The sequence below is a fragment of the Burkholderia singularis genome (assembly GCF_900176645.1).
Taxonomy (GTDB): domain Bacteria; phylum Pseudomonadota; class Gammaproteobacteria; order Burkholderiales; family Burkholderiaceae; genus Burkholderia; species Burkholderia singularis.
This window is the reverse complement of sequence record NZ_FXAN01000111.1, coordinates 1-26644: the sequence shown is the minus strand read 5'-3', so window position 1 is coordinate 26644 and position 26644 is coordinate 1. Positions and strand designations below refer to the sequence as shown.

22 protein-coding genes are annotated in these 26644 nt (G+C 64.4%); 10 read left to right on the top strand and 12 right to left on the bottom strand.

The window, feature by feature from the left end; genetic code table 11:
• Positions 1-87: 87 nt before the first annotated feature.
• From BSIN_RS22965 to BSIN_RS22945, 4 genes are all read right to left on the bottom strand, one after another.
• Positions 88-1761, bottom strand: coding sequence for a long-chain fatty acid--CoA ligase (locus BSIN_RS22965; protein WP_089342125.1), 1674 nt, complete (start codon positions 1759-1761; stop codon positions 88-90).
• A gap of 86 nt (positions 1762-1847) precedes the next feature.
• On the bottom strand, positions 1848-2882 hold the full coding sequence (locus BSIN_RS22960; protein ID WP_089342124.1) for an oxygenase MpaB family protein: 1035 nt from the start codon (positions 2880-2882) through the stop codon (positions 1848-1850).
• A gap of 43 nt (positions 2883-2925) precedes the next feature.
• Entirely contained in the window at positions 2926-3483 is a 558-nt protein-coding gene (locus BSIN_RS22955) for a TetR/AcrR family transcriptional regulator (RefSeq protein WP_218192444.1), read from the bottom strand.
• A gap of 280 nt (positions 3484-3763) precedes the next feature.
• The gene (locus tag BSIN_RS22945; protein ID WP_089342139.1) at positions 3764-4669 is read right to left on the bottom strand and encodes a LysR family transcriptional regulator; all 906 of its coding nucleotides are present in this window, start codon (positions 4667-4669) and stop codon (positions 3764-3766) included.
• 193 nt (positions 4670-4862) lie between these two features.
• Between BSIN_RS22945 and BSIN_RS22940 the strand changes: the two genes are divergently transcribed.
• Positions 4863-6434, top strand: coding sequence for an MFS transporter (locus BSIN_RS22940; RefSeq protein ID WP_089342138.1), 1572 nt, complete (start codon positions 4863-4865; stop codon positions 6432-6434).
• A 130-nt stretch (positions 6435-6564) separates the two neighbouring features.
• On the opposite strand, the gene BSIN_RS22935 is transcribed toward BSIN_RS22940, so the two are convergent.
• Positions 6565-7893, bottom strand: a complete 1329-nt coding sequence (locus BSIN_RS22935) for an efflux transporter outer membrane subunit (RefSeq protein ID WP_089342137.1) — start codon at positions 7891-7893, stop codon at positions 6565-6567.
• A gap of 160 nt (positions 7894-8053) precedes the next feature.
• Here BSIN_RS22935 and BSIN_RS25650 point away from each other — a divergent pair, with 160 nt between their 5' ends.
• On the top strand, positions 8054-8236 hold the full coding sequence (locus tag BSIN_RS25650; RefSeq protein ID WP_143757527.1) for a hypothetical protein: 183 nt from the start codon (positions 8054-8056) through the stop codon (positions 8234-8236).
• A 9-nt stretch (positions 8237-8245) separates the two neighbouring features.
• Here the strand turns inward: BSIN_RS25650 and macB are convergent, their stop codons facing one another.
• The 4 genes from macB to BSIN_RS22915 all read right to left on the bottom strand — a co-directional run bounded on the left by macB (position 8246) and on the right by BSIN_RS22915 (position 13650).
• Positions 8246-10207: a macrolide ABC transporter ATP-binding protein/permease MacB gene (gene macB / locus BSIN_RS22930; RefSeq protein ID WP_089342121.1), complete on the bottom strand. Its 1962-nt coding sequence runs from the start codon at positions 10205-10207 to the stop codon at positions 8246-8248.
• 2 nt (positions 10208-10209) lie between these two features.
• Positions 10210-11409, bottom strand: coding sequence for a macrolide transporter subunit MacA (gene macA / locus BSIN_RS22925; RefSeq protein ID WP_089342120.1), 1200 nt, complete (start codon positions 11407-11409; stop codon positions 10210-10212).
• A 241-nt stretch (positions 11410-11650) separates the two neighbouring features.
• Positions 11651-12121 carry an EF-hand domain-containing protein gene (locus tag BSIN_RS22920; protein ID WP_089342119.1) on the bottom strand — a complete coding sequence of 157 codons (471 nt, stop codon included), beginning with the start codon at positions 12119-12121 and terminating at the stop codon, positions 11651-11653.
• On the bottom strand, positions 12118-13650 hold the full coding sequence (locus tag BSIN_RS22915; protein ID WP_159936047.1) for a S10 family serine carboxypeptidase-like protein: 1533 nt from the start codon (positions 13648-13650) through the stop codon (positions 12118-12120). Before BSIN_RS22915 ends, BSIN_RS22920 begins: the two co-directional genes overlap by 4 nt.
• 290 nt (positions 13651-13940) lie before the next feature.
• Here BSIN_RS22915 and BSIN_RS26640 point away from each other — a divergent pair, with 290 nt between their 5' ends.
• The 6 genes from BSIN_RS26640 to BSIN_RS22890 all read left to right on the top strand — a co-directional run bounded on the left by BSIN_RS26640 (position 13941) and on the right by BSIN_RS22890 (position 20706).
• Positions 13941-14072 (top strand): hypothetical protein, encoded by a 132-nt coding sequence (locus tag BSIN_RS26640; protein ID WP_256583975.1) that lies wholly within the window; start codon positions 13941-13943, stop codon positions 14070-14072.
• Between the two features lie 55 nt (positions 14073-14127).
• Positions 14128-14793 (top strand): lasso peptide biosynthesis B2 protein, encoded by a 666-nt coding sequence (locus tag BSIN_RS22910; protein WP_089342117.1) that lies wholly within the window; start codon positions 14128-14130, stop codon positions 14791-14793.
• 18 nt (positions 14794-14811) lie between these two features.
• The gene (locus BSIN_RS22905; protein ID WP_089342116.1) at positions 14812-16548 is read left to right on the top strand and encodes an asparagine synthase-related protein; all 1737 of its coding nucleotides are present in this window, start codon (positions 14812-14814) and stop codon (positions 16546-16548) included.
• 85 nt (positions 16549-16633) lie between these two features.
• Positions 16634-18337: an ATP-binding cassette domain-containing protein gene (locus BSIN_RS22900; RefSeq protein ID WP_089342115.1), complete on the top strand. Its 1704-nt coding sequence runs from the start codon at positions 16634-16636 to the stop codon at positions 18335-18337.
• Positions 18338-18651: 314 nt separating this feature from the next.
• Entirely contained in the window at positions 18652-19746 is a 1095-nt protein-coding gene (sfnG, locus tag BSIN_RS22895; protein WP_089342114.1) for a dimethylsulfone monooxygenase SfnG, read from the top strand.
• Between the two features lie 234 nt (positions 19747-19980).
• Positions 19981-20706, top strand: a complete 726-nt coding sequence (locus BSIN_RS22890; RefSeq protein WP_059514739.1) for a ribonuclease T2 — start codon at positions 19981-19983, stop codon at positions 20704-20706.
• A gap of 65 nt (positions 20707-20771) precedes the next feature.
• On the opposite strand, the gene BSIN_RS22885 is transcribed toward BSIN_RS22890, so the two are convergent.
• From BSIN_RS22885 to BSIN_RS25645, 3 genes are all read right to left on the bottom strand, one after another.
• Positions 20772-21686, bottom strand: a complete 915-nt coding sequence (locus BSIN_RS22885; protein ID WP_089342136.1) for a glutaminase — start codon at positions 21684-21686, stop codon at positions 20772-20774.
• A gap of 297 nt (positions 21687-21983) precedes the next feature.
• Positions 21984-23867 carry a DUF3857 domain-containing transglutaminase family protein gene (locus BSIN_RS22880; RefSeq protein ID WP_089342113.1) on the bottom strand — a complete coding sequence of 628 codons (1884 nt, stop codon included), beginning with the start codon at positions 23865-23867 and terminating at the stop codon, positions 21984-21986.
• 468 nt (positions 23868-24335) lie between these two features.
• A complete protein-coding gene (locus BSIN_RS25645) occupies positions 24336-24548 on the bottom strand; it encodes a hypothetical protein (RefSeq protein WP_143757526.1) in 213 nt (70 codons plus the stop codon).
• A 143-nt stretch (positions 24549-24691) separates the two neighbouring features.
• Between BSIN_RS25645 and BSIN_RS22875 the strand changes: the two genes are divergently transcribed.
• Together BSIN_RS22875 and BSIN_RS22870 are read left to right on the top strand one after the other, a co-directional pair.
• Positions 24692-25399 (top strand): response regulator, encoded by a 708-nt coding sequence (locus tag BSIN_RS22875; protein ID WP_059514733.1) that lies wholly within the window; start codon positions 24692-24694, stop codon positions 25397-25399.
• A gap of 20 nt (positions 25400-25419) precedes the next feature.
• On the top strand, positions 25420-26541 hold the full coding sequence (locus BSIN_RS22870; protein WP_089342112.1) for an ATP-binding protein: 1122 nt from the start codon (positions 25420-25422) through the stop codon (positions 26539-26541).
• Positions 26542-26644: the final 103 nt, after the last annotated feature.

Below are 26644 nucleotides of genomic sequence, written 5' to 3'. Positions count from 1 at the left end.
TCCGAAGCGGGGCGGCGGCGCGGCCGCGCGCCGCCGGCTCCGGTTCGCACGATCCGGCTTTGTCCGTGCGGGGCTGCGCCGTGCGGGTCAGCGCGCGGCGCCGCGGAGTTCGCGGCGCAGAATCTTGCCGACGTTGCTTTTGGGCAGCTCGGTGCGGAATTCGACGTATTTGGGCCGCTTGTAGCCGGTCAGGCGCTCCTTGCAGTAAGCGAGAATTTCGTTGTCCGTGAGCGCCGGGTCCTTTTTCACGACGAACAGCTTCACCGCTTCGCCCGAATGCTCGTCGGGCACACCGACGGCCGCTACTTCGAACACGCCCGGATGCGACGCGACCACATCCTCCACCTCGTTCGGATACACGTTGAAGCCCGATACGAGAATCATGTCCTTTTTCCGGTCGACGATCTTCACGTAGCCGCGCTCATTCATCACGCCGATATCGCCCGTTTTGAAAAAACCGTCCGCCGTCATGACCTTCGCGGTTTCGTCCGGCCGATTCCAGTAACCCGCCATCACCTGCGGGCCGCGAACGCAGATTTCGCCGGGCTGGCCGAGCGCGACGTCGGCGCCCGCATCGTCGCGGATCGCGATTTCGGTCGACGGCAACGGCAGGCCGACCGTGCCGCTGTATTCGGTTGCCGTGACCGGATTGCAGGTGGCGGTAGGCGACGTCTCCGACAGCCCGTAGCCCTCGATGATCGGCACGCGCGTTCTTTCCTTCCAGTGCTTCGCGACGCTTTCCTGAATGGCCATGCCGCCGCCGTTCGCGATTTGCAGTTTCGATAAATCGAGCTGACCGAAATCCGGATGATGAAGCATGGCGTTATAGAGCGTGTTGACCGCCGGAAACGCGGTGATCGGATAGCCCTTCAGTGCGCGAATCATGCCCGCGATGTCGCGCGGATTCGGAATCAGGATACCGGTGCCGCCCATGTGAATCGACAGGAAGCCGCATACGGTCAGTGCGAAGATGTGATAGAGCGGCAGCGCCACCGCGGTAATCGGCGCTTCTTCCTTCGGCCATTTCGCCGCGATCGGCTCGCGCCATGCTTCGGACTGCAATACGTTGGCGACGATGTTCCGGTGCAGCAGCGTCGCGCCTTTCGATACGCCGGTCGTGCCGCCCGTGTATTGCAGGAACGCGACGTCGTCCGGCTTCGGCTTGGCCGGCTTGAGGCTGCGTCTGGCACCTTGGGCGAGCGCCGCGTTGAAGCGCGTAAACGAGGGCAGGTGCCACGCCGGCACCATTTTCTTCATGCGACGCACCGCGTAATTGACGAGCATGCCTTTCGCGCCCAACAGATCGCCCATCGCCGCGACGACGACGTGCGTGACCGATGTTCTGGCGATCACCGCTTGCAGTGTGGCCGCGAAGTTCTCGAGAATCACGATCGCTTGCGCACCGCTGTCCTTGAGCTGGTGTTCCAGTTCGCGCGGCGTATAGAGCGGATTGACGTTGACGACTATATAACCGGCGCGCAACGCGGCCGCGATCGTCACCGGGTATTGCAGCACGTTCGGCATCATGATTGCCACCCGAGCGCCCGGCGCGAGTCCGCACGATTGAAACCAAGCGCCGAGCTTGCGCGACAGCGCGTCCAGCTCGCCATAGGTGATCGCCTTACCCATGCAGATGAATGCGTTGCGTTCGCGATAGTCGCGAAAGCTCGTCTCGAGCAGCTCGACGAGCGATGCATAGCGGGAAAGATCCACGTCGGCCGGTACGCCGGGCGGATACGATTTCAGCCAGACTCTCTCCATGCAGGTATGTCTCCTTGGTTTTCGTCAGGAGCGGAATCTTATTTAACCCAATCTAACCTTTCGCCGCGTTTTGTCTGTACGGTGTACTACCTGGGCGCCGGCGCCGCATGGTTCCCGGGGCTATCGTTCATCTGGCGCTTCAGAATTTGCCGATACATTTGCGTCGGGCTGATCCGGCCATCCCGGGCGCGTGCCTGTGCCGGCGTCAATGTTTCAGCGCGTACAGGCGGGATGCCGCGTAACACCGGCTCGATGACTGGGTGGGTGGATGGCGTGATCGCGTCGACGAGCGCGAGCGCCGCACGCCGCAACGACAGCAGCTTCATCGCAAGCCGCACGGCCGGCGTGATGACGGGGCCGACCCAGCGAGGCTGGCGAATGCCTGCAAGCTCGCGCATGTAGGCGGGCATCGTCGATAGCGTTGCGGCACGCATGCCCCAGGCGGCGAGTTTGAGCAGCGGGCGCGCGATGCGCGGCGTATCGGCGTTGATCGTGATGCGGCTGCCGTCGAGCAGATACCGCATCGTCGATTGCGTGCGTTCGGAGGCGGCGAGCCGCGGGCGCATCGCAGCAAAGTAGTGGCGAATGCCTTCACGCGTGCGCGGCACCGCACAAGGCGAACACGTCTGCAATTCGGCCGCGATCGCGCATTCCTCCCAATAGCGCGCTTCGTCGGCCGCGGACAACTTGCCGGGACCGAAACGCTCATAGGCGATCAATACGGAATGCCAACCGGTGAGCAGTATCCAGAGTTGCGAATCCGGGTCGTTTGCATCGAACCGCTTGCCGCTGACGGGCTCGATGCCGACGGCTTTCGCATGCACCTTGACCAGCATTTCCGATGCGTCGAGTGCGCTGCGGGTGTCGCCGAGCGCGACCGTCGCAAAATACCGGATGGTCCGATCGTAGCGTAGTTTGGGGTTCGTATAGATGCCGCGTCGCGAATTGACCGCCGCCAGCAGAAACGGATCGAGTTCCTCGACCACGACGGAGCGCTGAAAGCCGATGGTTAGCGCGGTGGGGTAGGCCCAAACGCGCCAAGTCGGAGAATCCGGGCCGAAGAATCCGTAGTCTTCGTGCCGAAGTTCGCCATTATGATTAGTATTCTTAAATAATTTCATCGAATGCTCCCATCGATCTCGAAATCGACATCCAAAGCGGATATCAAGCTTTCATGAATCCGCCCAGGACGACCCGGCCCACATATTCGCCGAGCGCCTCGGCCGTCCATTGCTGTTCGTTCTGGAGCATCGCGCGCACAGCGCCGTCTCCGAGCGACATGAACAGCTCCACCAAAACCGGTAGTTTCTTATCAACCTGTTTGACGCCGGCCTGCTTCAGCATTGGGCCCATCAACGCGCCCACGTGCTGCGCGACGCGTTGGCGTGCCTGGCCGTAGCGGGCAATGGCGTCACAGTCGCTATCCGCGGCGAGCACGAGCCGCCATGAATCGCCGTGCTCGGCCACGACTTTCAGCAGCGCCTGGAATCCGGCCGTCATCCATTGCTTTGGTTCGCCGAATTGCGGCTCACGCGGCAACGCCGACAGCACGCCGTCGAACAGACGCTTTTCTTCGCGCTCGAGCAACGCGCGGATTAAGTCTTCCCGCGACGGGTAGCACGCATAAACCACCGGGCGGGTGACGCCGAGTGCCTGCGCGACTGCTTCCATCGACACGTTCGCCAGCCCCCGGCTGAGCGCGATGCGCAATGCGGCGTCCAATACTTGCGGACGCCTACGATGTGGCCCCAAATGGGCGGCTCGGGTTCGTTCCAGCATGATATTCCTTCAAGGGCGTAGGAAAATATATTCGAGGGTGTAGGATCTTGCCAAGCGAATTCTTCGACGACTCCCTCGACTGCCGGATCGCCGCTGCGGCAACAGCGCCGCTCGGGACGACGGGCGGCGGAATCGGCCGCGATCCGCGGCTGGCGAGCGGCGGCGCGTCCGGTGGCCACACGGCGCTTGCCCGCCCGCCGGCCTTCCGCGCGGCATTCACGCATCATTCGCCGAGCATCGGCGGAATCGCGGTGGCGAGTGCGTCGATCGCGCAGCGCATCTTGAGCGGCAGGTAACGCGTTTGTTGCCAGATCACATGAATTTCCTGCTCGGGCACGAAGCAACGGTCCATGAGCGCGATCAGCTCGCCACGCTTGACGTAATCCGCGAGCAACCAGCTCGGCAGCCACGCAATCCCGAAACCGGCGACGGCGGCCGCCGCGATCGCCGGCACGTCGTCGAAACTCAATTGATGCCGGGTCTCGACTCGCACCACGCTGCCGTTCACGTCGCGCAGATCCCACGGCATCGGCACGCCGCCGCGCGAATAGGCGATCGTCTGATGCCCGGACAGCGCGTCGATACTCTCGGGCCGTCCGTAGCGCGCGACATATGACGGCGCGGCGCCGAGGCTGCCGTATTGGGTGCCGAGGCGTCGCGCGACGAGGCTTGTGCTGTCGCGCAGCCGGCCGATCCGGACCGCGAGGTCGAAGCCCTCTTCGACCAGATCGACAGCGCGGTCCGAGATCGACAGATCGATTTCCAACTGCGCATGCGCGCGCGCCAGCTCCAGCAGCACGGGCGCGACGCAGTGATGGCCGAACGCGAGCGGCGCGCTCACGCGCAGGCGTCCGCGCGGCTCACGCCGGCCGCTGTCGAGGTCGTTCTGCGCCGCTTCGAGTTCGGCGAGCGCGCGCACGCAGCGGTCGTAATACGCGTGGCCGTCGTCGGTCAGGCTTTGGCTGCGCGTCGTGCGGTGCAGCAGTCTGACGCCGAGCCGCTTTTCGAGGCGGGCGATCGTCTTGCCGACCGCCGAGCGCGTGATGTGCAACCGCTCGGCCGCCAGCGCGAAGCTGCCGGATTCGACGACTTGCACGAAGGTTGCGATGCCGTCGAGCTTGTCCGTGATCATGGTGTCGGCCGTCCTTTATTAGTTCCTGTAAGGCCCCATTAAGGCGAATAAAACGAATCAATGGCGATAAATATTCCTCTTATATTACTGACTTCTGGTGCCCGCCTGCGGTATCGCGCGCGGCGCATTTTTCCGATCCCGAATCTGGAGGTTCGACGGCGTTCGCGTGCCGGGCGCCGTCGCGATATCGATGCCCCTGTCCCATTCGTCCCGAAACGCGGTCGCATTGGCGGCCGTTTGCCTGACATCGTTGATGTTCGGCCTAGAGATTTCGAGCGTGCCGGTGATTCTGCCGGTGCTCGAGCGTGTGCTGCATGGCGATTTCAACGGCATGCAGTGGATCATGAACGCGTACACGATCGCCTGCACGACCGTATTGATGGCAACCGGCACGCTCGCCGACCGGTTCGGCCGCAAGCGGGTCTACGTCATCGGCACGGTGCTGTTCGGCGCGACGTCGCTCGTTTGCGGTCTGGCGCAAAGCGTGCCGGTGCTGATTGCCGGCCGCTTGCTGCAAGGCGCGAGCGGCGGCGCGATGCTGATCTGCCAGATCGCGGTGTTGTCGCATCAATTTCAGGACGGGCGCGAGCGCAGCCGCGCGTTCGGTATCTGGGGGTGCGTGTTCGGTATCGGGCTGGGCTTCGGGCCGATCATCGGCGGGGCGATCGTCGCGCTGTCGAGTTGGCAGTGGGTGTTTCTCGTTCACGCGCCGCTTGCGATCGTCGCGCTCGTGCTGATTTTCGGTGCGGTGCGGGAGTCGCGCGATCCGCATGCCGGCCGGCTCGACGTCGCGGGCATCGTCACATTGTCGCTCGCGGTGTTCGGCCTGGCCTACTACATCACGCAAAGCGGCGAGCTTGGCGCGACGAGCCCGGCCGGGCTCGGCGTGCTCGCCGCGACGATGGCTGCGCTCGCGGCGTTCGTCGTCGCCGAGCGCGTGAGCGAGCGGCCGATGTTCGATTTCTCGGTGTTCCGCAACCGCACGTTCTCGGGTGCGCTGTTCGGATCGATGGGAATGAACTTCAGCTTCTGGCCTTTCATGATTTATCTGCCGATCTATTTCCAGATCGGGCTCGGCTACGGCAGCGTGACGGCCGGTTGCGCGTTGCTCGCCTATACGCTGCCCACGCTCGTCGTGCCGCCGCTCGGCGAGCGGCTGGCGTTGCGCTACGGGCCGGGCGTCGCGATTCCGGGCGGCTTGCTGACGATTGCCGCCGGTTTCGCGTTGATGCGCTTGGGCAGCGCGGCGGCGCATCCGGACTGGCTGACGATGCTGCCTGGCTGCATGATCGCGGGCATCGGGCTGGGCATGACCAATACGCCGGTCACGAATACAGCGACGGGAGCGGTATCGAACGAGCGCGCCGGCATGGCCTCGGCGATCGATATGAGCGCGCGGATGATCTCGCTCGCGCTGAACATCGCGATCATGGGGTTCGTGCTTGTCGCGGGCATCGTGTCGGGCTTGTCGGCGCGTCTGCCGGCCGAACTCGACGTGGCGGCGTTGCGGCGCGTCGCGCAGCAGATTGCGTCGGGCCACGGTGGCTCGGCGGGCGACGTCGTGCCGGCGCTCGCCGCGGCCGATCCGTCGGGCCTCGCGTTGCATGCGGCGCTGGTGCATGGGTTCGGCTGGGTGATGATGTACGGCGCGGTGTGTGCCGTGCTACTCGCGGTGGCGAGCCTGGCGGTGTTCGCGCCGGCGCGGTGGCGGGCGGTGGGCGGCGGCGTGCCGGGCGGCCAACGCGCGTGCGGCGGAGATTGACGCGCTCACGGCCGGTGGCTGGCGCCGGCGGGCGTGTGGCGCGGCGCCGGCGAGTGTGCCGCGGACGGCGGCGATCGGGCATCGGACGCCGGCGGCCCGCGCCTTTGCGAGCCGGCCCACATCGCTCGCCTCAACCTGCTGCGCCGCCGAGCGCCTTGTACAAGTTCATCTGATTGTTGAGCCGGTCCAGCCGATTCAGCGCGGCCGCGCTCTGCGCGTCGCGCAGCCGCTGCTGTTGGTCGAGCCACGGCTGCACGCCCGTCGCGCCTGCCTCGAAGCGTATGCGGGCGAGCGTTTCCGCCCGTTGCGCCTGCGCGAGCGACAGCGTGCGCTGCTGCGCTTGCCGATCGAGCTGCACGCGCGCGGACAGCGCGTTCTCGACCTCGCTCAACGCGGTGTACAACTTCTGACGGAAATTGACGACGGCTTCCTCGTATTGCGTCTGCGACACCTTGATCTGCAACTGCATGGTGTTCCACTGGATGAACGGCAGCGCGAGTCCGAGCCCGAGCGTCGCGATCGGGTTCGCGAGCACCCGTTCGAGGCTTGTGCTCGACGTGCCGACGTTGCCTGTCAGCGTAAACGTTGGATAGAAGCTCGTGCGCGTGGCGTCGACGTTCGCGAGCGATTCGCGCAGACGCAGTTCGGCGGCGCGCAGATCGGGGCGACGGCCGAGCAGCTCGGCCGGCAGGCCGGCCGGGACCGTGGGCAGGGGAGCGTCGGGCAGGGCGGCGAGTTCGGCCGCCGGTGCTTGCGGCGGGCGGTCGAACAGGATCGCAAGCGCGTGGCGATTTTCGGTGCGCTGCTGGACGAGCTGTGTTTGCGCGGCCCGTTGCGCGGACAAACTCTGTTCCGCCTGCGCGACGTCGAGTCCCGAAACCGCGCCGGCAGCGTGACGCGAGCGCACGAGCGCGAGCGTGCGCTCGGCATAGGCGATGTTCGCGTCAGCCAACGCGATTTGCTGGTTCAGATAGCCGATCTGCCAATACAGCGCGGCCGTCGTGCCGATCAGGGACAGCCTCGCCGCATCGCGATCGGCTGCTGTCGCATCGGCCTCCCAGCGCGCGGCATCGCGCAGCGCGGCGAGCCTGCCCCACAAGTCGAGTTCGTAGTTCAGCGTGCCGGCGAGGCCGCTCGAGCGGCCCATCTGATGCGTGTCGAGCGTGCGCGACACGCCGCCCGTTGCGCCGAGCGTCACGTTCGGCGTCAGGTTCGTGTCGGCAAGCCCGGCTTGCAGGCGCGCGCGATAGACGCGGATCGCAGCGGCGGCGAGATCGTTGTTGGTGCGCAGTGCGTCGTCGATTAGTTGCTCGAGCACCGGATCGCCGAAGCTGCGCCACCAGTTCGCCGCTGTAGCGGCGGTTGATGCGGCGGAAACGGGCGGCGGCGCTGCCGAAGTCGTTTGCGGGGCGTCCGAAGGCGAGGTGGCGGGCTTCGTCGCGGGGGCATTCGAAACGATCGCGGCCGAAGCGGCCGAAGCGGCTGGTGCGCCAGGCGCGCCGGCTGCCCCGGTTGCGGCAAGGGATTGGGAGGCGCCCCAGGGCGAGGCCGGCTGCACGGCGGGCGGAATAGAAGCCGCGGGTGCGGCCGCGGCCGCGGAGCGAGCTGGAATAGGTGGCGTGAGCGGGGCTTCGGTGCCGGAAGCGCCGGGCGCGCCGGAAGCATCCGGTGAAGCCCAATGCGCGGGCACCGCAACGGCCGGCAACGGCCCATGGCGCGTCGCGGCGCAGCCGGCCGACAGCGCGGCGGCGCAGGCGAGCGTGCAGAGTCGGGAGGTGGGGAATCGGATCATCGTGTCGTGACCTCGTCTGTCAGTCGCGCGCGAGCGCATCGATTGGATTCAGCCGCGACGCGTTGCGCGCGGGCATGAAGCCGAACACGACGCCGATCAGCGTCGAGCAGACGAATGCCGACACGATCGAGCCGGCCGAGAACACCATCTTCCATTGATCGACGAACAGCGAGAACACGAAGCTCATCCCGAACGACAGCACGATCCCGATCACGCCGCCCATCAGGCAGACGGTCACGGCCTCGACGAGAAACTGCTGCATGATATCGGTCTGCCGCGCGCCCACTGCCATCCGGATGCCGATTTCGCGCGTGCGCTCGGTCACCGACACCAGCATGATGTTCATCACGCCGATGCCGCCGACGACGAGCGAGATTACCGCGATCAGCGACAGCAGCAGCGTCAGCGACTGCCCGGTTTTCTCGACGGTCTTGACGACGCTGTCCATGTTGTACGTGAAGAAATCCTTGCGGCCGTGCCGCTGCGTCATCAGTTTCGTCAGGCTTTTCTCGGCCGCGTCGCTCGGCTGGCCGTCGCGCACGCGCACCGTGATGGTGTCGAGATAGCGCTGGCCGAACAGGCGGCCGGCCGCGGTCGTATACGGCACCCATACGTTGAGGTTTTTCATGTCGCCGAACGCGCTCTTTTTTTCCGCGGTCACGCCGATCACGACGCACGGCAGATTGTCGATCAGAATCACTTCGCCCAGCGGGTTCGGATTCGCGCCGAACAGCTTGCGTCGCGTGTTTTCGTCGATCACGACCACTTGTGCCTGGCGGCGCACTTCGTGCGGCCCGAACGCGATGCCTTGCGCCATCTTCATGCCGCGCACTTGGAAGAAACGCTCGCCGACGCCGCTCACGAGCGCGGTCGCATCGATGTTCCGGTAGCGCAGCAGCAGGTTGCGCGCTGTCTCGGGCGTCGCGCTGTCCACGTAGATCTGCTCGGCGAGCGCGGCGGCGTCGGCCGGCACGAGCGTCTGGATTGTGTCCGCGCGGCTGTCGCCCCAGTCTTTGCCCGGATAGATGTTGATCGTATTCGTGCCGATGCTGCCAATTTCGTCGAGCATGTAGCGCTTCGCGCCTTCGCCGATCGCGACGATCGACACGACCGACGTGATGCCGATGATGATCCCGAGCATCGTTAGAAGCGTGCGCAGCCGATGCGACACGAGTGCGATCCACGCCATCCGGAACGCTTCCGCGAAACGGCCGACGTTTGCCGACAGGCGGCGCGCATGCGGCAGCGCGGCGGCGCCGTTCTCGCCGCGCTCGGCATCGGCGCCGTGCGCGCACGGATTGAGCCGGTCGCCGACGATCCGGCCGTCGCTGATCTCGATGATGCGCCGCGCATGCGCGGCGACATGCTCGTCGTGCGTGACGATGATCACCGTGTGGCCGAGTGCGTTGAGTTCGAGCAGGATGCGAATGACTTCCTGCCCGCTTTTCGAATCGAGCGCGCCGGTGGGCTCGTCGGCGAGGATCACTTCGCCGCCGTTCATCAGCGCGCGCGCAATGCTCACGCGCTGCTGCTGGCCGCCCGACAACTGGCTCGGCCGATGCTCGGCGCGCTCCGACAGGCCCAGCCGCGCGAGCAGCTTCTGCGCGCGCTCGCGCCGCTCGGCATGCGTGCTGCCCGCATAGACGGCGGGCATCTCGACGTTTTCCGCTGCGCTCAGATGCGCCAGCAGATGATAGCGCTGGAAAATGAAGCCGAAGTGCTCGCGGCGCAGGCGCGCAAGCTCGTCGCTTTCGAGCTCGCGCGTCTCGTGCCCGCGCACCCGATAGCTGCCCGAGCCCGGATGATCGAGGCAGCCGAGGATGTTCATCAGCGTCGATTTGCCCGAACCCGACGCGCCGACGATCGCGACGATCTCGCCTTCATCGATCGTGAGATTGACGTCGTCGAGCACGACGACGTCCTTGTCGCCGGCGGGAAAGCTGCGCGTGACGCGCGTGAGCTGCAATAGCGGTTCGCCCATCGTCAATGCTCCGCACCCGAGGCCGCCGCGGCCGCGCCCGCCGGTTCGCTCGCGTCGCCAAGAATCACGCGCTCGCCTTCGCGCAGGCCTGCAAGCACCTCGACCTTGACGTTGTTGTTGATGCCGGCGCGGATCTTGCGCGTCGCCACCTTGTTGTCGGCGCCGAGCACGCGCACCGCGTATGTGCCGTCCTTGTCCTTCGCGCCGAGCGCCGCGACCGGGATGTAGAGCGCGTTGGACGCGGTGCCGAGCAGAATGTTGACTTGCGCGGTCATCGAGATCCGCAGCCGATGGCCGGGATTCGGCACGTCGAACAGTGCGTTGTAGAACACGGCGGTGTTCGGCTTCGACGATCCGCCGCCCATGCCGCCCGCGCCGCCTTGCATGTCGAGGAAATTCTGCGGCGCGGGCTCGATCGCGCGCAGCTTGCCGTAGTAGCGCTTGTCGGGCTCGCCGAGGATCGTGAAATAAGCGGTTTGGCCCGCATGGATGCGGATCACGTCCGCTTCCGACACCTGCGCCTTGACGGTCATCGTGTCGAGTTCGGCGAGCTTCAGAATCACCGGCGCCTGCTGCTGCGCGATCACGGTCTGGCCTTCCTGGGTGACGATCGCGACCACTTCACCGTCGATCGGCGCGACGATGCGCGTATAGCCGAGGTTCGCGCGCGCGGTCTCGATCTTGATCCGCGCCTCGCGAATCTGCGCGTCGAACGCGGCCAGGTTCGCGCGCTGCACGTTGAGCGTCGCCACCGCCGCCTCGTAATCCTGGCGTGCCGTCGCATCGTCGGACAGCATCTGCTGCTGGCGCTTGAACGCGAGTTCTGCTTGCATCAGTTGCGCGGCGGTCGAGCGTTTTTGCGCGCTCAGGTTGTCGACGTTCGCTTCGGCCTGGCGCAGTTCGTTTTGCGAAATCACCGGGTCGATCTCGGCAAGCCATTGGCCTTTCTTCACGTTGTCGCCGAGTTTGACTTTCAGCGATTTCAATTGGCCGGACACCTGCGCGCCCACGTCGACCTGCTTGGATGCCTGCAGCGTGCCGGTCGCGAGCACGGCGTTCTCGAGGTCGGCGCGGGCGACTGTCGCGGTGAGGTATTGCGGATCCCGGCTCTTGGCGAAAAAGTGCTGGTAGAGCACGGCAAGCGCGACCAGCACGATAACGCTCGTGACCGCGACGGCCCGGCGGCGTAGGAGTTTTTTCATCGGAAACTGAAAACTGGCGTGTGGCGAAGGTAGGCAGGCGATTGTAATGAAAATGCAAACCGGTCATTGGAATAGGGGAAGCGGGACGCGGTTCAATGCGGCGACAAATTTCCTCAATATTTCGACAGTTCGTTACAACGGGGCGCCGCCGCGGCTTGGGGCCGTGGGCGGGCGGCGCGGCGCGTCACGCCATCCGTTCGACGAGCGGCCGGCGCGGCCGTAGGCGCGCTCGCCGATGCGCTCACAGGCGCGCGCCGCCGCGTTGCATGAAATGCAGGATGTCGTCGAACGTGACGTAGCCGGTTTGGGCCGCGTCGATCTCGTCGAAATGATTGACGACGTAGCCCCAGCCGGCGCGGCGTGCCTGATCCCGTGTGATGCGGCCGGTCGCGTCGGTGTCGGCGTTGTCGAAACGTTGCTTGTAACGGTCGCGCAGGTGCCGTTGCAGCGCGGGCCCCGATAGCGGCGGCTGCGTCGACGGGCGGACATCCCGGGGAATGCGGATGCGCTCGGGGTTTTCGTTTGGCGGCGCGGCGCGCGGCGGATACGCCGGGCTTGCTGTCTGAGCGCAAGCCGAGGCTGCGCACAACAGGAGCGCCCACGCGTGAATCAGGCCGGCGGCGAGGCCGCGCCGGCGCATCGGCGGGCTTTCCCGGCGGACGTCGCCAAGCAGTGCGGCGCGCGGGTGTGTCGGGCGATGCGGCTTGTTCATGAGCGATCTCCGGCTTGGCGATAGAGGTCGCGCAGCGCCTGCCTCATCGGCTGGCGCGACGCTTCGGTCAAGTAGGTCATATGTCCTCCGGCGAACGTATGCGACCGGACGCGATGCGCATAGCCGACTCGCTCCAGCTCCAGCTCGGTCTGGAGAAACGGGCAATTCAGATCGTGATACCCGTTCAACGCCACGACTTGCATGCCGGGGCTCTGCGCAAGCGCCGATGCGAGATCGGGTATCGCGTCGGGCAACGGCAAACCGTCGTGTTCCCATGTCCAGGCGTCGCCCGCGCCCATCGAATAGGCCGAGCGGGCGCGATAGCCGAGAAAGTCCGGCAACAGCGCATGAATGCCGGCTTCGAGCGCATCGCGATATGGATCTTGCCAGTCGCTTCCGGCTGGCGCGCTGTTGCGTCCGTCGTTGATATCGATGACGTAACCGGGCCTGACGCGGGTGACGTAGAGGTCCGGCGTCATGTTCAGATGGCGGGCCCACTCTGCCGGCGCAATCCCGGTGTATCCCGCCAGATCGGCGAGCAACACGGCGGACGGGGCGGCGCCGCGCCGGAGGTAGTCGAGCAGCGCCGGGCGATAGATGTCGACGGCGAAGCGGCCGGCCTGCCGCGCGTAGTCGGCGGCCGGCATCGCATCGGGCTTGTTCGACACGCGATGATGCGTCGACACGGCGGCATAGCTGGGGATGAAGCCGGTGCAATCCGGCGCGCCGAGATCGCATGCGGTGTTGAAGTTGAGGATCGGCGAATTCAGCACCACGCCGCCCAGCGTCGCGCCGGACGTCGCCAGCAGATTGGCCAGCACGGCCGCGCGGATGCCGCCGTATGACTCCCCGTAGAGATAGATCGGCGATGCCTCGCGGCGATTGACCTCGATGTAGTGCAGGATGAAACCGTGAAATGCCGCCGCATCCTGGTCCACGCCCCAGAAATCGCGGTTGACGCTCGGCGCGATGGCTTGCGAGTAGCCGGTGCCGACTGCATCGACGAACACCAGGTCGCTCTGGTCGAGCAGGCTGTCGTCCGAATCGATCAACGTTGGGCGGAGCGCGTTCGTGCCGCGCGCTTCGGCGGCGATGCGCTTGGGCCCCCAACTGCCCAGATGCAGCCAGACGCTCGCGGTGACGGGGCCGCCATTGAACAGGAACGTCACGGGGCGTTTGGAGCGGGCGCGATCGTCGACTGTGTAGGCGACGTAGAACATCGACGCGCGCTTGCCGGAATCGACGGCGGCGGTCAAATGCCCCGTGGTTGCCGTATATCGAAGCGTGCGGCCGTCGAGTTCGATCTGACGATGGGTCACTGCCGCCGCTTCGGATGCGTCGGGCAGCGCTGCGTCGCCGCGATTCGAGTATTCGCGCTCATCGATGAGCGGGCGATCGGCGGCCGGTTGCGACGCCGATTGCGCAGACGCCGCCGATTGATCGGAGAATGCGCCGCGATCCTGATCGCCGCACGCATGTAGCGCCACGGTCAGGACGATGAGCCACCATCGCATGGATTTAGGGAACAAGCGCTTTTGTCTCATAGGATGACCTTGGAAAGCCAGAGGGCTACAGGCAGCGCAAGCTCGACCGGAAAGGGCGCGCCGGCTGCCGATGGGTATTGCCGATGGAGTTTGACGGTCTAATTGATATATCTCATTTTGGTTGGGAAATTATATAGTAATGTGTTTGTTAGAATGTTTACTCTATCATTACATCGAGATGAATCCTGTATATTGATCCGGCGAACTTCAATAAAGAGGTTCGTTATTCCGATTCGTCTCATATCGCGGATATTTCCGCACTAAGGAGAAATGAAATGGAACAGAAGCAAGATGTTGTTGAAGTCGTGGATTTCGAGGAAATCGAAACGGTGAATGCGACGGAAGCCACGCAGGGAGCGGCAGGTGGGTCTATCCTTGAGATCAACCGATTCGTTTATAAGCTTTAAACCGATCGTCGTTTGATTCTTTCCCGCTCCGTTATTCGGGGCGGGTAATTAATATATGAATGATAATACCCGTTTTGTCTGGTTCGAAGGTCAGCTTATCAGTCTCGATATGACGGGCGATATTTATACGGTATTTTCGGAAGCACAATCGAGAGAATTGAAAAGACGCGTCGATGCTATTTTGGCGCGTGAAAATGATCAATCCGGCGCGGCGGCGGACGACAACGTCGGATTGCCGATTCATCGGTCCGCGTTCGAAGCGATCAGCAACGGAGCCCGTCGGACGTATTCCGGCGTGTCGTTGAATTGCTGGGCGATCCTGCGGCGCGACGTCTCGTTTTCGAATGGCTTGGTCGTCGCACGCGCGCTCGCGACACTCCATGCGGTGCATCGTTGCGCGAACACCGAACGGATGATCGGGTTGACGCGCATGATTGAGCGGGCGAGGCAGGCGCGCCGCCCGCGCGCCGCGCTGCGTGTCGATGTCCCGATCCGGTCGCTCAATGCGGCCTGCATGCTGTATCCCAAAAAGACCAAGTGCCTGGAATGGGCAACGACGCTGGTTTTGCTCGGCTTCCGGTATGGCCATGATCTCCGTCTGGTCGTCGGTGTGCAGAATCACCCGTTCTATGCCCATGCATGGGCGGAGCTGGATCGTGAGGTAGTGGGAGACGAGCCCACGTTACGAGACCAGCTTGCGGTCATTCTCGAAACCGGTTGATTCGACGGCGCGCTCATCATGGCCTATGCGGTATTGCAACCCTCAATGCGGCAGGAGCCCGCGTCCCGGCTGGCGCACGAGCGCGTATGGGCGACCGAGGCCGGTTGTGTCGCCGTGTTTGCCACGACGGATTCAGCTCGCGGGCAGGCCGTGACGTTCGGGGAGGACGCGCGGGCGGCATGGGTCGCCAACGGGCGGCTGTTTGCGCACGGCGACGGCGCCCGGGCGGCCGCGGCTGACGTCGTGCGCGCGGCGCTGACCGATTACGAGGACGTGAGCCGGCGGTATTGGGGTGACTATTCGCTCATCATCTATGACAAGCGCTCGGATGATTTTCTGATCCTGATGGACCCGTGCGGTCAGTGCCCGGTTTTCTACCATCAGGCGGCCGACGGAGCGATGCACGTCGGCGATACGATCAGTGAATTGATCACGCTGGCGGGCTTGCCGCAGGAGCCGGATGCGCATTATCTCAGTCAGTACGCGGCGTATGGCTGCGGCGAGCCGACGCAAACCGGTTGGCAAGGCATTTCTCTGTTGCCGCCAGGGTTCGCGATGCGCTGGAAACGCGATCGGCCTCCCGAGCTTCGGCGAGCATGGTCGCCGTGGAACTGGCATCGGCGTCATGCCAGCCGGGATTTCATCGATGTGCTGACGATGGTGCAGCGCTCGATGCTCGATGGCGAGTCGAAGATTTTTCTCGAACTGTCGGGCGGTATCGATTCGACGTCGCTTGCGGTGGGACTGAAACGCACGGAATTACATCGGCGGACGGTGGCGGTCACGCATTTCGATCCTGCGCGCGCGTCGTCGAACGAAGTGTCGATTGCACGGGCCGTGGCCGAGCATTGCGGGATCGAGCACCAAACTTATCCATTGCTCGCACGCTTGCCGTTTACACCGTTCGAGCGTCCGCCAGCGGTGCCGAGGCCAGGCACCCGGCTCTGCTTCCTTGCTCACGACGCCGGTTTCGCGCAGAGCGGCCTGGCGGACGGCGGCGGGGTGATGTTGAACGGGCACGGCGGCGATTCGTTGTATCTCGCACCGCCGCCATTCAGCGCGGTCGTCGACGCCGTAACGGGCTTGCGCGCCGCGCGCGTCGCGGGCGCGTTGCGGGATCTCGCGATTCAATACCGGCTGCCGATCTGGACGGTGCTCGCGCAAGCGTGGCGGGAGACGACGAAATTCTTCGGCGAGCCGGCCGTTCAGCCGGCGATGACATCTGTCGTGCCAAGCGGCGTGAAGCCGCCGACCATCGGCCTGTACCATGACGTCCTGCGTCACGCGTCGCTCCGGTTGAAGCCGGGCAGGCGCTATCAAATTGCGATCCTGGGCGCGAGTCTCGAAGACGGGCTCGTCCACATCGGAGCGGGAAGCCGTCGCCCGGTCATGCCGTTCCTGTCGCAGCCGGTCATCGAACATGCGTTGCGCTCGCCTATCGAAGACATGTTTTCCGCGGATCACAGCCGGCTGCCCGTGCGTCGATCGGTCTTCGCCGCCTCCGGCTTGCCGAATCTCTGGCGAACCGACAAGGGCGATATCATGCACTCGGCGCTCGCGGGCATCAAAGCCTATCACGCTCATGTGCGCGAGACGTGCGCGGGCGGATGGTGCGCGGCCCGCGGGCTTGTCGACCCGGACGGCATGGCCAAGCTGATCAAGCGGGCGGCGTTGGGCTATCCGGTCGGCATGGTGGAGATCACCCGCATTTATTCGATCGAGATGTTCGTGCGCGGCCTGGCAGGCTCGGCCTGATGCGGGGCACGGCGAGCCCGCCCGTGGTTCGGAAGCGAGCGGGTCGACGCCCGCGAGCGGCGTTCGCGGTCTGACGAGGGATTCAATGCCATTCGTGCTGGAATTGTTTAACGATTACGCCACTGCCTACCGGATCACGGCGAGCCGATATCCGAGGCTCGCCGCGCATTTCGTGCTGGCGACGCTCCTGATGGCGGGCATCTCCGCGCTGTACACGCTGGTGCCGTATTTGCTGAGGCAGGCAACCAATGCGCTGTCGATTGCCGACGCGCACCGGTATCCGGCGTTGGCGGTGATTCTTGCGCTCGCGTATGGATTGACGTGGACCGCCGCGCACGCCGGCGAATGGCTGAAGAACATCTATTCCGCGGCCTTGCTCGCGCGATGCGACGCGGCATTTCAACAGGCGGTTTATGCACGGCTGATCCGGGTCGATTACGCGCGCCTGATCGAGACCGATCCTGGCGCGCTCGTGTCGGTCGTCGCGCGCGGCCGCGATGCGTTCAGCGCGATCACGTTCGCGGTGTTCTGGGTCATCGTGCCGACCGCGTTTCAGTTGCTGCTGTCCGGGGCCGTACTGTGGCGCGTGACGAGCGGTGCGTTCGCATTCGCGTTCGTCGGAGCGATGCTCGTGCTCTTTGCGGTGACCTGGGCGATTGCGAAGCAGAGCAAGCACGCGCATACGGAGATATTCAGCGCGTCCGATCTGCTGTCCAGCCATCTCGTCGAGAAACTGAATTTCATGCTCGACATCAAGCTCAATCATGCGTATGCGCGGGAAGACGCGGCGCTGCGCAACGTGCTCGATGTCTACGTGGGCAAGGTATCCCGCGGCAATGCGCGGCTGTCCGTGCTGCTCGCCGCGCAGGCCGCGTGCACCGGGCTGCTGCTCACCGCCTTCACCGTTGCCGCGGCGATGCAGGCGGCGCGCCATGCGTTCCAGGTTGGCGATTTCGTGATGATCGTCGGCTACATCGTCGCGCTGACGTTGCCGTTCACGAGTCTCGCCGCGTCGCTCTCGGATCTGCGGCGCAACCATATCGCGTTGCGCGACGGCTTCGGCCTGCTCGAATTGCCGCTGGAGCGGGAAAGCGCAAATGCGTCGTTCGACCGGTCCGCCTCCGATGTCTACGTTCTCGAGCATGTCGACGTGACGTCCGGCGGGCGCACGATACTGCGCGACGTGAACATGAGGATCGGGCGGCAGGAACTGGTCGTTCTGATGGGGCCGTCGGGCGGCGGGAAATCCAGTCTGGCGAATCTGATGCTCGGGCTGACGCAGCCTGAACGGGGCATGGTGACGTTGTACGGCGCGAACGTGCGCGACATGGCGATTGCCGACATTTCGCGCGAAGTGGCCGTCGCGCCGCAATCCCCGCTGATCCTGACCGGAACGCTGCGGGACAATCTCGTCTACGGCTGCGACGAGCCGCCGCCGGATTCGGCGCTGCGCGAACTGGTCGATCTGCTGGAGCTGGATTCGCTTGAGCGCGGCAGCGGCGGCGATGCGCTCGATCGGCCGCTCGGGATACAGGGCAGGGCGCTGTCCGGCGGCGAGCGCCAGCGCATCGCATTGGGGCGCGCGTTGGCCCGGCGCCCGTCGGTGGTGATTTTCGACGAACCGACGTCGTCGCTCGACGCCGCGCGCGAAGCGCGGATATTCGCCCGCATTCGCGAGCGCGTGCCGACGCTCATCGTCATCACGCATCACCGTTCGATGCTGAAGATCGCGGATCGCGCGTATCGGCTGGAGAACGGCACCGTTCGCGAGTTCTCCCCGCAGCCGTAGTCTACCGGCCGATTCGGCGGGCATCGACGCAACGCCCGCCGCTCGGCGTTTCAATCGGATGCCGAAATGACGGTCGCAGCTCCCGTCGATCCACCCGCGTCCGCATGGCGGACAGCCCGCCGCGTCATTTGCTTATCAACGCGCACCGGACATCGATAGTCGAATTCATTGGTTGGCCGATCGGCGAGCGTCCCCCTACGATGCGGCGAGACAGACGCTGCGTGACGAGCAGCGCATGCGAGGGCGCCTTCCGACCGGCTGGCCAAGTGCCGCCGACATCCTGAATTTGATGATCAGATGAGAGGAACGAACCGATGAGTCGCGAGCGGGAACAACTCAAGTTCGCCTACTGGGTGCCTAACGTCAGCGGTGGTCTCGTCGTCAGCAAGATCGAGCAGCGCACGAGTTGGGATATCGATTACAACCGCCGCCTGGCGCAGCTTGCCGAGCGCAACGGCTTTGATTACGCATTGTCGCAAATCCGCTTTACCGCCGGCTACGGCGCCGAGTATCAGCATGAATCTGTCGCGTTCAGCCATGCGCTGCTCGCTGCCACCGAGCGTTTGAAAGTGATTGCCGCGATCCTGCCGGGGCCGTGGCATCCGGCAGTCGTCGCGAAGCAGCTCGCGACGATCGATCAGTTAAACCAAGGACGCGTTGCGATCAACGTCGTCAGCGGCTGGTTCAAGGGCGAATTCACCGCGCTCGGCGAGCCGTGGCTCGAGCATGACGAGCGCTATCGCCGCTCCGAGGAATTCATCCGCGCGGTCAAGGGCATATGGACGCAGGATCGCTTCACGTTCAAGGGGGATTTCTACCGCTTCAACGATTACACGCTGAAACCTAAACCGCTGCAGCAGCCGCATCCGGAAATTTTCCAGGGCGGCAATTCGGCGGCCGCGCGCCGCATGGCGGCAGCGGTGTCAGACTGGTATTTCATGAACGGCAATACGCTCGAGGGGCACCGCGAGCAGATCGAGGAAATTCGCGCGGCGGCGGCCGAGCAGGGGCGGCACGTGAAGTTCGGCGTAAATGCGTTCATCATCGCGCGCGACACCGAATTCGAGGCGCGCGAGGTGCTGGACGAGATCGTTCGTCATGCGGACGTCGATGCGGTCAATGCGTTCGGTCACGCGGTCAAGCAGGCCGGAAAGGCCGCGCCGGAAGGGCGCGGAATGTGGTCGGATTCGAAGTTCGCCGATCTCGTTCAGTACAACGACGGTTTCAAGACCAACTTGATTGGCACGCCCGAGCAAATCGCCGAACGCATCGTCGCGCTGAAGTCGATCGGCGTCGATCTCGTGCTGGGCGGGTTTCTCCACTATCTCGAAGAAGTCGAGTATTTCGGCAAGCGCGTGTTGCCGCTCGTGCGCGAGCTGGAACGGCGGCGCGAAGCCCAGCCCGCGTGAGCCGCCGCAGCGCCGTGCGCCGGTTGCGTGCGGGCGCAGCCGGCATGGCGGCGAGCCGCGATCTGCGAGCCGGCCCGCCGGACAGGCGCGCGCGGGCCGGCGGGCGTATTGTCTGAAAAAAGTCATCGTGTTGAAATATTGATATGAGCACAATAGACCCGGCAGTTGCTTACGAATATCAACGTCGCGGCGCCGGTTGTGCGGCCGTCGCGCTTATTCTCCAGAGGGTCGCCCATGTTCCGTCCATTCGCTCGCGCCGCGTGCGCGCTGGCTGTCGCATCGACTTGCACTCCCGCTCACGCGTATGACTATCTGTTGCTCGCCTCATCCTGGGAACCGGGCTTTTGCGCAACGCACAGCGCGACCGAATGCAATACGCTGTCGGGTTCATATGCGTCGACGAATCTGTCGTTGCACGGCCTTTGGCCGAACAACTACGACAGCACTAGCCAGCCGTTCTATTGCGGCGTGCCGCAGAACGAGATCGATCTCGACAATGCGCATCAATGGTGCAGCATGGACAAGTACCCGGTCAGCGCAGCGACGTTGAGCACGCTGTCGACGTACATGCCGGGTGTCGCGTCGTGCCTCGACAAGCACGAGTGGTACAAGCACGGCACTTGCGCGCAGTATTCGTCGGCCGACGCGTACTGGAACGACGCGAGCGGGATGATCAGCCGCCTCGCGACCACGTCGTTCAACACGTTCCTGCAAACGAACGCGGGCAAGAGCGTGACGCGCGAGCAACTGTTGAGCGCGTTCGATGGCGCGTTCGGCACCGGCGCGCGCGCCGCAGTGTCGCTGAAGTGCACGAAGTCCAACTACGTCAGCTATTTCACCGAGGCTTGGATTGCCGTGCGAACCAATGCGACCGCGCAGTTTCCGAGTCCGACGTCGCTCGTGACGGACGCCGGCACGCAAGGCACGTGTCCGACGACTGGCATCTATATCGCGAAATAAAACGAGCCGGGCCGCACGTTGGCTTCGTGCCGGCGCAGGCCTGCGCCGGCACGGCCCATGCCGCGTCAGAAAATCGATCGCCCCGAGTAGGTCGTCAACCATTCGAGCGCGAGCACGCCGGCAAGCGAGTTGCCGTTCGGATCGAGCCCCGGCGACCAGACGCAGGCGGCCATCTCGCCCGGCAGCACCGCGACGATTCCGCCGCCCACGCCGCTTTTCGCCGGCAGGCCGACGCGATAGACGAAGTCGCCCGCGGCGTCGTAGGTGCCGCATGTCAGCATGAGCGCCGACAAGCGTTTGGCCGAACTCGGATCGAGGATGGACTCGCCCGTCGCGGGGGCGATGCCGCCGTTCGCGAGAAAAAGCGCGGCTTGGGCGAGTTCGACGCAACTCATCGTGATCGCGCATTGACGGCAATACGCGTCGATCACGGTGTCCGGCGGCATCTGCATGTTGCCGAAGCTCGCGATGAAATGCGCCATGGCGCGGTTGCGCTCGGCGTGCTGCTGCTCGGATAGCGCGACGCGCGCGTCGTAGTCGATATCCGCGATGCCGGTCAGACGCCGGATGAACTCGACGAGCGCCGTCTCGGCGCGCACGAAGCGGCGGCACAGCACGTCGGTGACGACGAGCGCGCCCGCGTTGATGAACGGATTGCGCGGCTTGCCGCGTTCGCTTTCGAGCTGCACGAGCGAATTGAACGCGGTGCCAGACGGCTCGCGGCCGACGCGCTGCCACAGTTCGTCGCCGAGCAACTTGAACGCAAGCGTGCACGCGAAGAGCTTCGAGATGCTCTGGATCGAGAAACGCTCGTGCGCGTCGCCGATCGTGAAAATATCGCCGGCGAGCGTGACGACCGCCATCCCGAAGCGCTCGGCGGGCACCTTCGCGAGTTCGGGAATGTAGTCGGCAACCCGGCCTGTGCCAATCCAGGGCGTGAGTTCGGCGCGGATGCGTTCGAGTATCGGTTGGTAATTCAATTCGGTGTAGCGTGCTGAAAACATCGTATGTTACAGAGGCGGCGCCGCGCCGTCCCGCCATGCTCGGGGCTGGGACGGGCTACGCGTGCATACAAGGCGCAACCCCTTTCGAGAGCGTGATCGTACCTGCTTTTCAGGAGGGCGCCGATTTCTTCCGCGCGTTTAAGTGCGCGGCGGAATAAGCGCTCGGCTCGAGCGTTTGGCCGAGCGATGGTCTCATGGCGCTTGCGGTAAATACCGCGCGAATGCGGCGCGTGCGGGCCGCTCCTTCTCCGCTATGCCGGCTTGCGGCGCACGTCAGAACTCGACAGCCTGACGCAGCGTGTTCGTGCAGCGCCGTGCGTCGTCGAGAAAGCGGCCGAACGCGTCGCTGGTCAAGTCGGCATGACTGAGCCAACGAACTTTCTGGACGATCTGTTCGCGGTAGGCGATCGCGTTGTCCGATGGCTCCGGCGCGACCTCCAGGTCGTACCACGGCGAATGCACCGCGCACGCTGCAAGCGGCTGTGCCGCCTTCGCGCCGGTCAGCCGCACGTGGAGCTTGAAGGTGAACGGGTCATTCAAATACAGATCGCCCGCATCGCCCGCGTGCCGATAGTCGGCGAAGCGGTCCCATAGCCGGCGCAAGCTTTGTGCGGCATCGTATACGCGCGGACCGTTCTGACCGGACGGTGCTTCGAGCGCGCGCAGATCGATGCCTTTCATGTCGATTCGATAACGCCCGTTTCGCGCTTCGTCGCTGCGCGGCCGCACGATTTCGCACGTTCCCTTCTCCTGCTCGTTGAGCAGGCGTTTGCAGATTTGCTGGTCGCCGGCGCGCACGCCGTCGTGGCGGTCGGTGCGCATGAGATCCAGCAGCTCTCGACTGTCCAGATACGCGTGTCCCGATACAACCGCGCTGCCGTCGGGGCGCAGCTGCTGGTTCACCGTCGCGTCGACGGTGACGATCGGCGCTTCGGCCGGGATGTGTTCGCGGCGCACGTCGCCGTTTTTTTCGACGACGAGCGCCCAGCGTTCCTGTAGCTGCGCCGGCGTGCGGCCGGGCAGGGCGTTCGGCTGGGTCGGGTCGAGCCACCAGGTGCGGCCGTCGACGCTCGCGCGCACGATCGCGTGGTTCGGCGCCTGCGTGCCGGGGATCAACAGCGGCGGCGCAAACGAGCCCGCGTGAACCCACACGATTCGCGCGTCGATTCCGCTTTTGTCGAGCATCGCGGCGAGCAGAACCGCAAGATCCTTGCAATCCCCGTAGCCGTGCGCTTCGATTTGCGCCAGTTCGAATGGGATATAGCCGCGATCGCACGCGCGCCAGTCGCCGAGATAGCGGTAATGCGTGTCGATATAGTGCATCAGCGCGGCAACCCGTTGCGCCGCCGGCTCACGCCGTGCGGCGTCGACCGCGCTTGCCGCGCCGCGCGGCAGCGGTGCGGCGACGATCTCGTTGTAGCGCTTCGCATATGCGCCGAAATGCGCCTGTGCGCTCAGGCTGCTCGCCAACTCGATGCGCGGTATTTGGCGCAGCTCGCCGTACTCTTCGTTGACGATGTTCAGATATCGGGGCTGTATCTGAGTGATGACGAGCCGTTTGCTGCCGTCTGACGTCGCGATGCGAAAATCGCCGGCCGCTTCGCTGCGCCAGACGATAGGCCGATCGGCCTGGTATTCGACGCGAAAATGGTCGGTGCGCACGGGCGTTGGCGGGAACGCCAGCACCTCGTGAAATTGCTTCGCAAGCGGCAGGGCGGCGGTGTGCCGGATCGTCGTGTACGCGATTGTGCTGCCGACGCGCAAGTCGGGAAAGGCGACTGATGTTTGCTTGTCGCGCAAAAAACCCTCCGCCGGATTCGGCGCCGTGCGCGTGTCGATTTGCGACGCGGCAAGCGGCGTGCGATGCCCGTGCGGATCGATCACGGCCGCATCCTTCAGTTCGAAGCGGTCGTTTTCACGGTAGTCGAAGTCCAGCCGGGACAGCAGATCGCGGCCGACCGGCCTCAGGATCGTCAGCCGCGTGACGCAAGTGCAGTCGGTGCTCGTATCGGCGTTGATCCGGCAGGTTTCGTCGACATGCCGCGCAATCGGCGCTTCGTCGATCGGTTGCAGCGCGGCAAACGACGCGTTCGCGCACAGACAGGCAATGGCGATGGCGGTGCGCACGAGCGCCTGCCGAATGCGGGATATCGTCAATTCTGAATCTCCTGACGTTTGCGGAAAAGTTGGCGGGCGAACGTGTTTGGGCAGCGGATCGCGATCTCGATGTGATTCGCCATTCGGCGCGAGTTTTTTCTGCCCGGAATGATTCGATGGACTTGAATCGAATAAGTGAGTTCCTCGGAATCAGGGGATTAATGGCGAAAGAGATGATGCGGTTTGGTATGTTCGATGTAATATGATTTATTTTTAATTAATTAAATGTGGCGGTGAATTTGTTTAAGTGCCGGGCGTAATAAATGCCGTTTTGAACGTGCGAAAGTTCTCGGCTGGGCGGCGCCTTCACTCGTGCCCGACGGCGGTCTGGTGCGTGACGCCGCAAAGACGCTGCCGCGCCGCCGAGGCCGCCATGTATTGGCCGAATCGAAGTGCGATATCGCGGGCGAATGGGTTGGCCGTAACAGGCAGCCGCGCCGGCGGATAAGAATCGAACCGGCTATAAGGTTAATTGCCGTGGTGTTCGTTTAGTCGATTTGATGAATCGTATTGCAAAAAAATAATAATGAAATTTGGTGTGCTGCCGGCGATGATCAGGTGTTTTTCCGTATGATTTTGCTTCATTGTCAAGCTATATTCGTGAGAGACGACGGAGTATGCTTTGTTTTCGACAGCACTGATTCCCCAGCCCGTTGCAGGCAGCGTTTGGCGTAACGCCATTCAAACGGTAGCCGTGCTTTGCCGAGCAGCCGTACCGAGCCCGCGGGTGTCTTGGCAACACTTTCCGCGTTGCCCGATTGCCGCCGTTCGGCGGCCCGCGTAAGCAGTATCATTCGGATTGTTTCAGAATCTTACAAAATCTCATGCCTTTCAGGATTCTTCTCGTCGAAGACGATAACCGTCTGTCCACGCTGATCGCAGGCTACCTGCGTAAAAACGATTACGTCGTCGACACCGTGTTGAACGGCAACGATGCCGTCGATGCGATCCTGAGCACGCGCCCGGATCTCGTGATTCTCGACGTGAATCTGCCCGGCAAGGACGGTTTCGAAATCTGTCGCGAGGCGCGCGAGTTTTACAGCGGGATCATCATCATGGTGACGGCCCGCGACGAGCCGTTCGACGAATTGCTCGGCCTCGAATTCGGCGCGGACGACTATGTGCATAAGCCGGTCGAGCCGCGCATCCTGCTGGCGCGGATCAAGGCGCAACTGCGCCGCGCGCCGGCGCGGCTGCCCGAAGGCGGGGTCCAGCCGGAACGCTATGCGTTCGGCAAGTTCACCATCGACCGTGCGAGCCGCACGGCCAGCCTGCCGGACGGCACGACGCCCGATTTGACGTCGGCGGAATTCGATCTGCTGTGGGTGCTGGTCTGCCATGCGGGCGAAGTCGTGAGCCGCGACGATTTGATGCTGCAATTGCGCGGCGTCGAGTTCGACGGGCTCGACCGGACCATCGACGGCCGGATCTCGAAGCTGCGGCGCAAGCTGAACGACGACGCGGGCAATCCGCAGCGGATCAAGACGATCCGCGGCAAGGGCTATCAGTTCAGCAAGAGCGCGTGGGAGTAGCCGTGCGTCGAAATCCGACGATGAACCCGAACCACGCGGCAGCGCCGCGGCTTTCGCCGCTTCGGTATTGCAAATGGCGCTGGCTGCATTTCCGCCGCTCGTGGACGGACACGCGCGCGGACCGGATTCCGAGCTGGTCGCGCCTGTATTTGCGCACCTATTTGCATCTCGCCGGCCTCGTGCTGCTGACGGTCGGCGTGACGGTCGCCGCGCTGTGCGCGGCGCTGACGCCGCGCACGCTCTGGCACGCGTTCGATGCGCTGCCGGGCGGCGAATGGCCGGTGATCGCGGCGGTGCTGGGTCTGCCCGCGTTCGCCGCTTATCGCTGGATGCGGCCGGTGTGGTCGGATCTCGTGATGGTGCGCGAGCGCGCGATCGATTTCACGGGCGGGCGCTTCAACACGCGGGCGCGCGAATCGCGCAGCGTGATCATCGGACCGCTCGCGCGCACGCTCAACGCGCTCGCGATGCGCATGGAGCGCCTGATTGCCGCGCAGCGCGATCTGACGAACGGCATTTCGCACGAATTGCGCACGCCGCTCGCGCGCGTGCGTTTTGCGCTCGAAAGCCTGCGCGAACCGGGGTCGGCGGCTGAGTATGAGAACGCGATCGCGAGCATCGAGCAGGACGTGACCGAACTCGACGAATTGATCGACATGAGCTTGACCTACGCACGGCTCGAATACAGCTCGTTGCAGTCCAATCTCGAGCAAACCGCGCTGGGCGCATGGTTCGACAAGCAGGTCGGCGATGCCGCGCTGTTGTATCCGGACAAGGTGATCGAATCGCGCATCGAGCTGGGCAGGAATGTGCGCGTGAGGATGGATAAGCGGCTGATGTCGTATGCGGCGCGCAATCTGCTGCGTAACGCGAGCAAGTACGCGCACGCGCGCATCGTGGCCGGGCTGCGGATGCGCCACGGCAACATCGAGATCTATGTCGAGGACGACGGGCCGGGCGTGCCTGACGCGGAGCGCGAACGGATCTTCGATGCGTTCGTGCGGCTCGATCGCCATACGGCCGGCTACGGCCTTGGTCTTGCGATCACGCAGCAGGTGCTGCATGCGCACAACGGGCGTGTTGCCGTGGTCGATCCGGTCATTTTGTCCGGAGCGCGTTTCGAGATCAGCTGGCCGGTTTGAGCCGCCGTTTTTCGGGGCAAGCGCCGGGGAGCCGCCGGGCGTATCGTTTCGACGCGCACGGGCGGCCGCACGTAGTGCCGCGCGAAGCCGGGCGCCGGTCGCG

What these genes read in the sequence shown, in the direction of transcription:
- BSIN_RS22965 (WP_089342125.1), bottom strand. Translation starts at nt 1,761, where the DNA reads ATGGAGAGAGTCTGGCTGAAATCGTATCCGCCCGGCGTACCGGCCGAC.
- BSIN_RS22960 (WP_089342124.1), bottom strand. Translation starts at nt 2,882, where the DNA reads ATGAAATTATTTAAGAATACTAATCATAATGGCGAACTTCGGCACGAA.
- BSIN_RS22940 (WP_089342138.1), top strand. Translation starts at nt 4,863, where the DNA reads ATGCCCCTGTCCCATTCGTCCCGAAACGCGGTCGCATTGGCGGCCGTT.
- macB (WP_089342121.1), bottom strand. Translation starts at nt 10,207, where the DNA reads ATGGGCGAACCGCTATTGCAGCTCACGCGCGTCACGCGCAGCTTTCCC.
- macA (WP_089342120.1), bottom strand. Translation starts at nt 11,409, where the DNA reads ATGAAAAAACTCCTACGCCGCCGGGCCGTCGCGGTCACGAGCGTTATC.
- BSIN_RS22920 (WP_089342119.1), bottom strand. Translation starts at nt 12,121, where the DNA reads ATGAACAAGCCGCATCGCCCGACACACCCGCGCGCCGCACTGCTTGGC.
- BSIN_RS26640 (WP_256583975.1), top strand. Translation starts at nt 13,941, where the DNA reads ATGGAACAGAAGCAAGATGTTGTTGAAGTCGTGGATTTCGAGGAAATC.
- BSIN_RS22910 (WP_089342117.1), top strand. Translation starts at nt 14,128, where the DNA reads ATGAATGATAATACCCGTTTTGTCTGGTTCGAAGGTCAGCTTATCAGT.
- BSIN_RS22905 (WP_089342116.1), top strand. Translation starts at nt 14,812, where the DNA reads ATGGCCTATGCGGTATTGCAACCCTCAATGCGGCAGGAGCCCGCGTCC.
- BSIN_RS22900 (WP_089342115.1), top strand. Translation starts at nt 16,634, where the DNA reads ATGCCATTCGTGCTGGAATTGTTTAACGATTACGCCACTGCCTACCGG.
- sfnG (WP_089342114.1), top strand. Translation starts at nt 18,652, where the DNA reads ATGAGTCGCGAGCGGGAACAACTCAAGTTCGCCTACTGGGTGCCTAAC.
- BSIN_RS22890 (WP_059514739.1), top strand. Translation starts at nt 19,981, where the DNA reads ATGTTCCGTCCATTCGCTCGCGCCGCGTGCGCGCTGGCTGTCGCATCG.
- BSIN_RS25645 (WP_143757526.1), bottom strand. Translation starts at nt 24,548, where the DNA reads ATGGCGTTACGCCAAACGCTGCCTGCAACGGGCTGGGGAATCAGTGCT.
- BSIN_RS22875 (WP_059514733.1), top strand. Translation starts at nt 24,692, where the DNA reads ATGCCTTTCAGGATTCTTCTCGTCGAAGACGATAACCGTCTGTCCACG.
- BSIN_RS22870 (WP_089342112.1), top strand. Translation starts at nt 25,420, where the DNA reads ATGAACCCGAACCACGCGGCAGCGCCGCGGCTTTCGCCGCTTCGGTAT.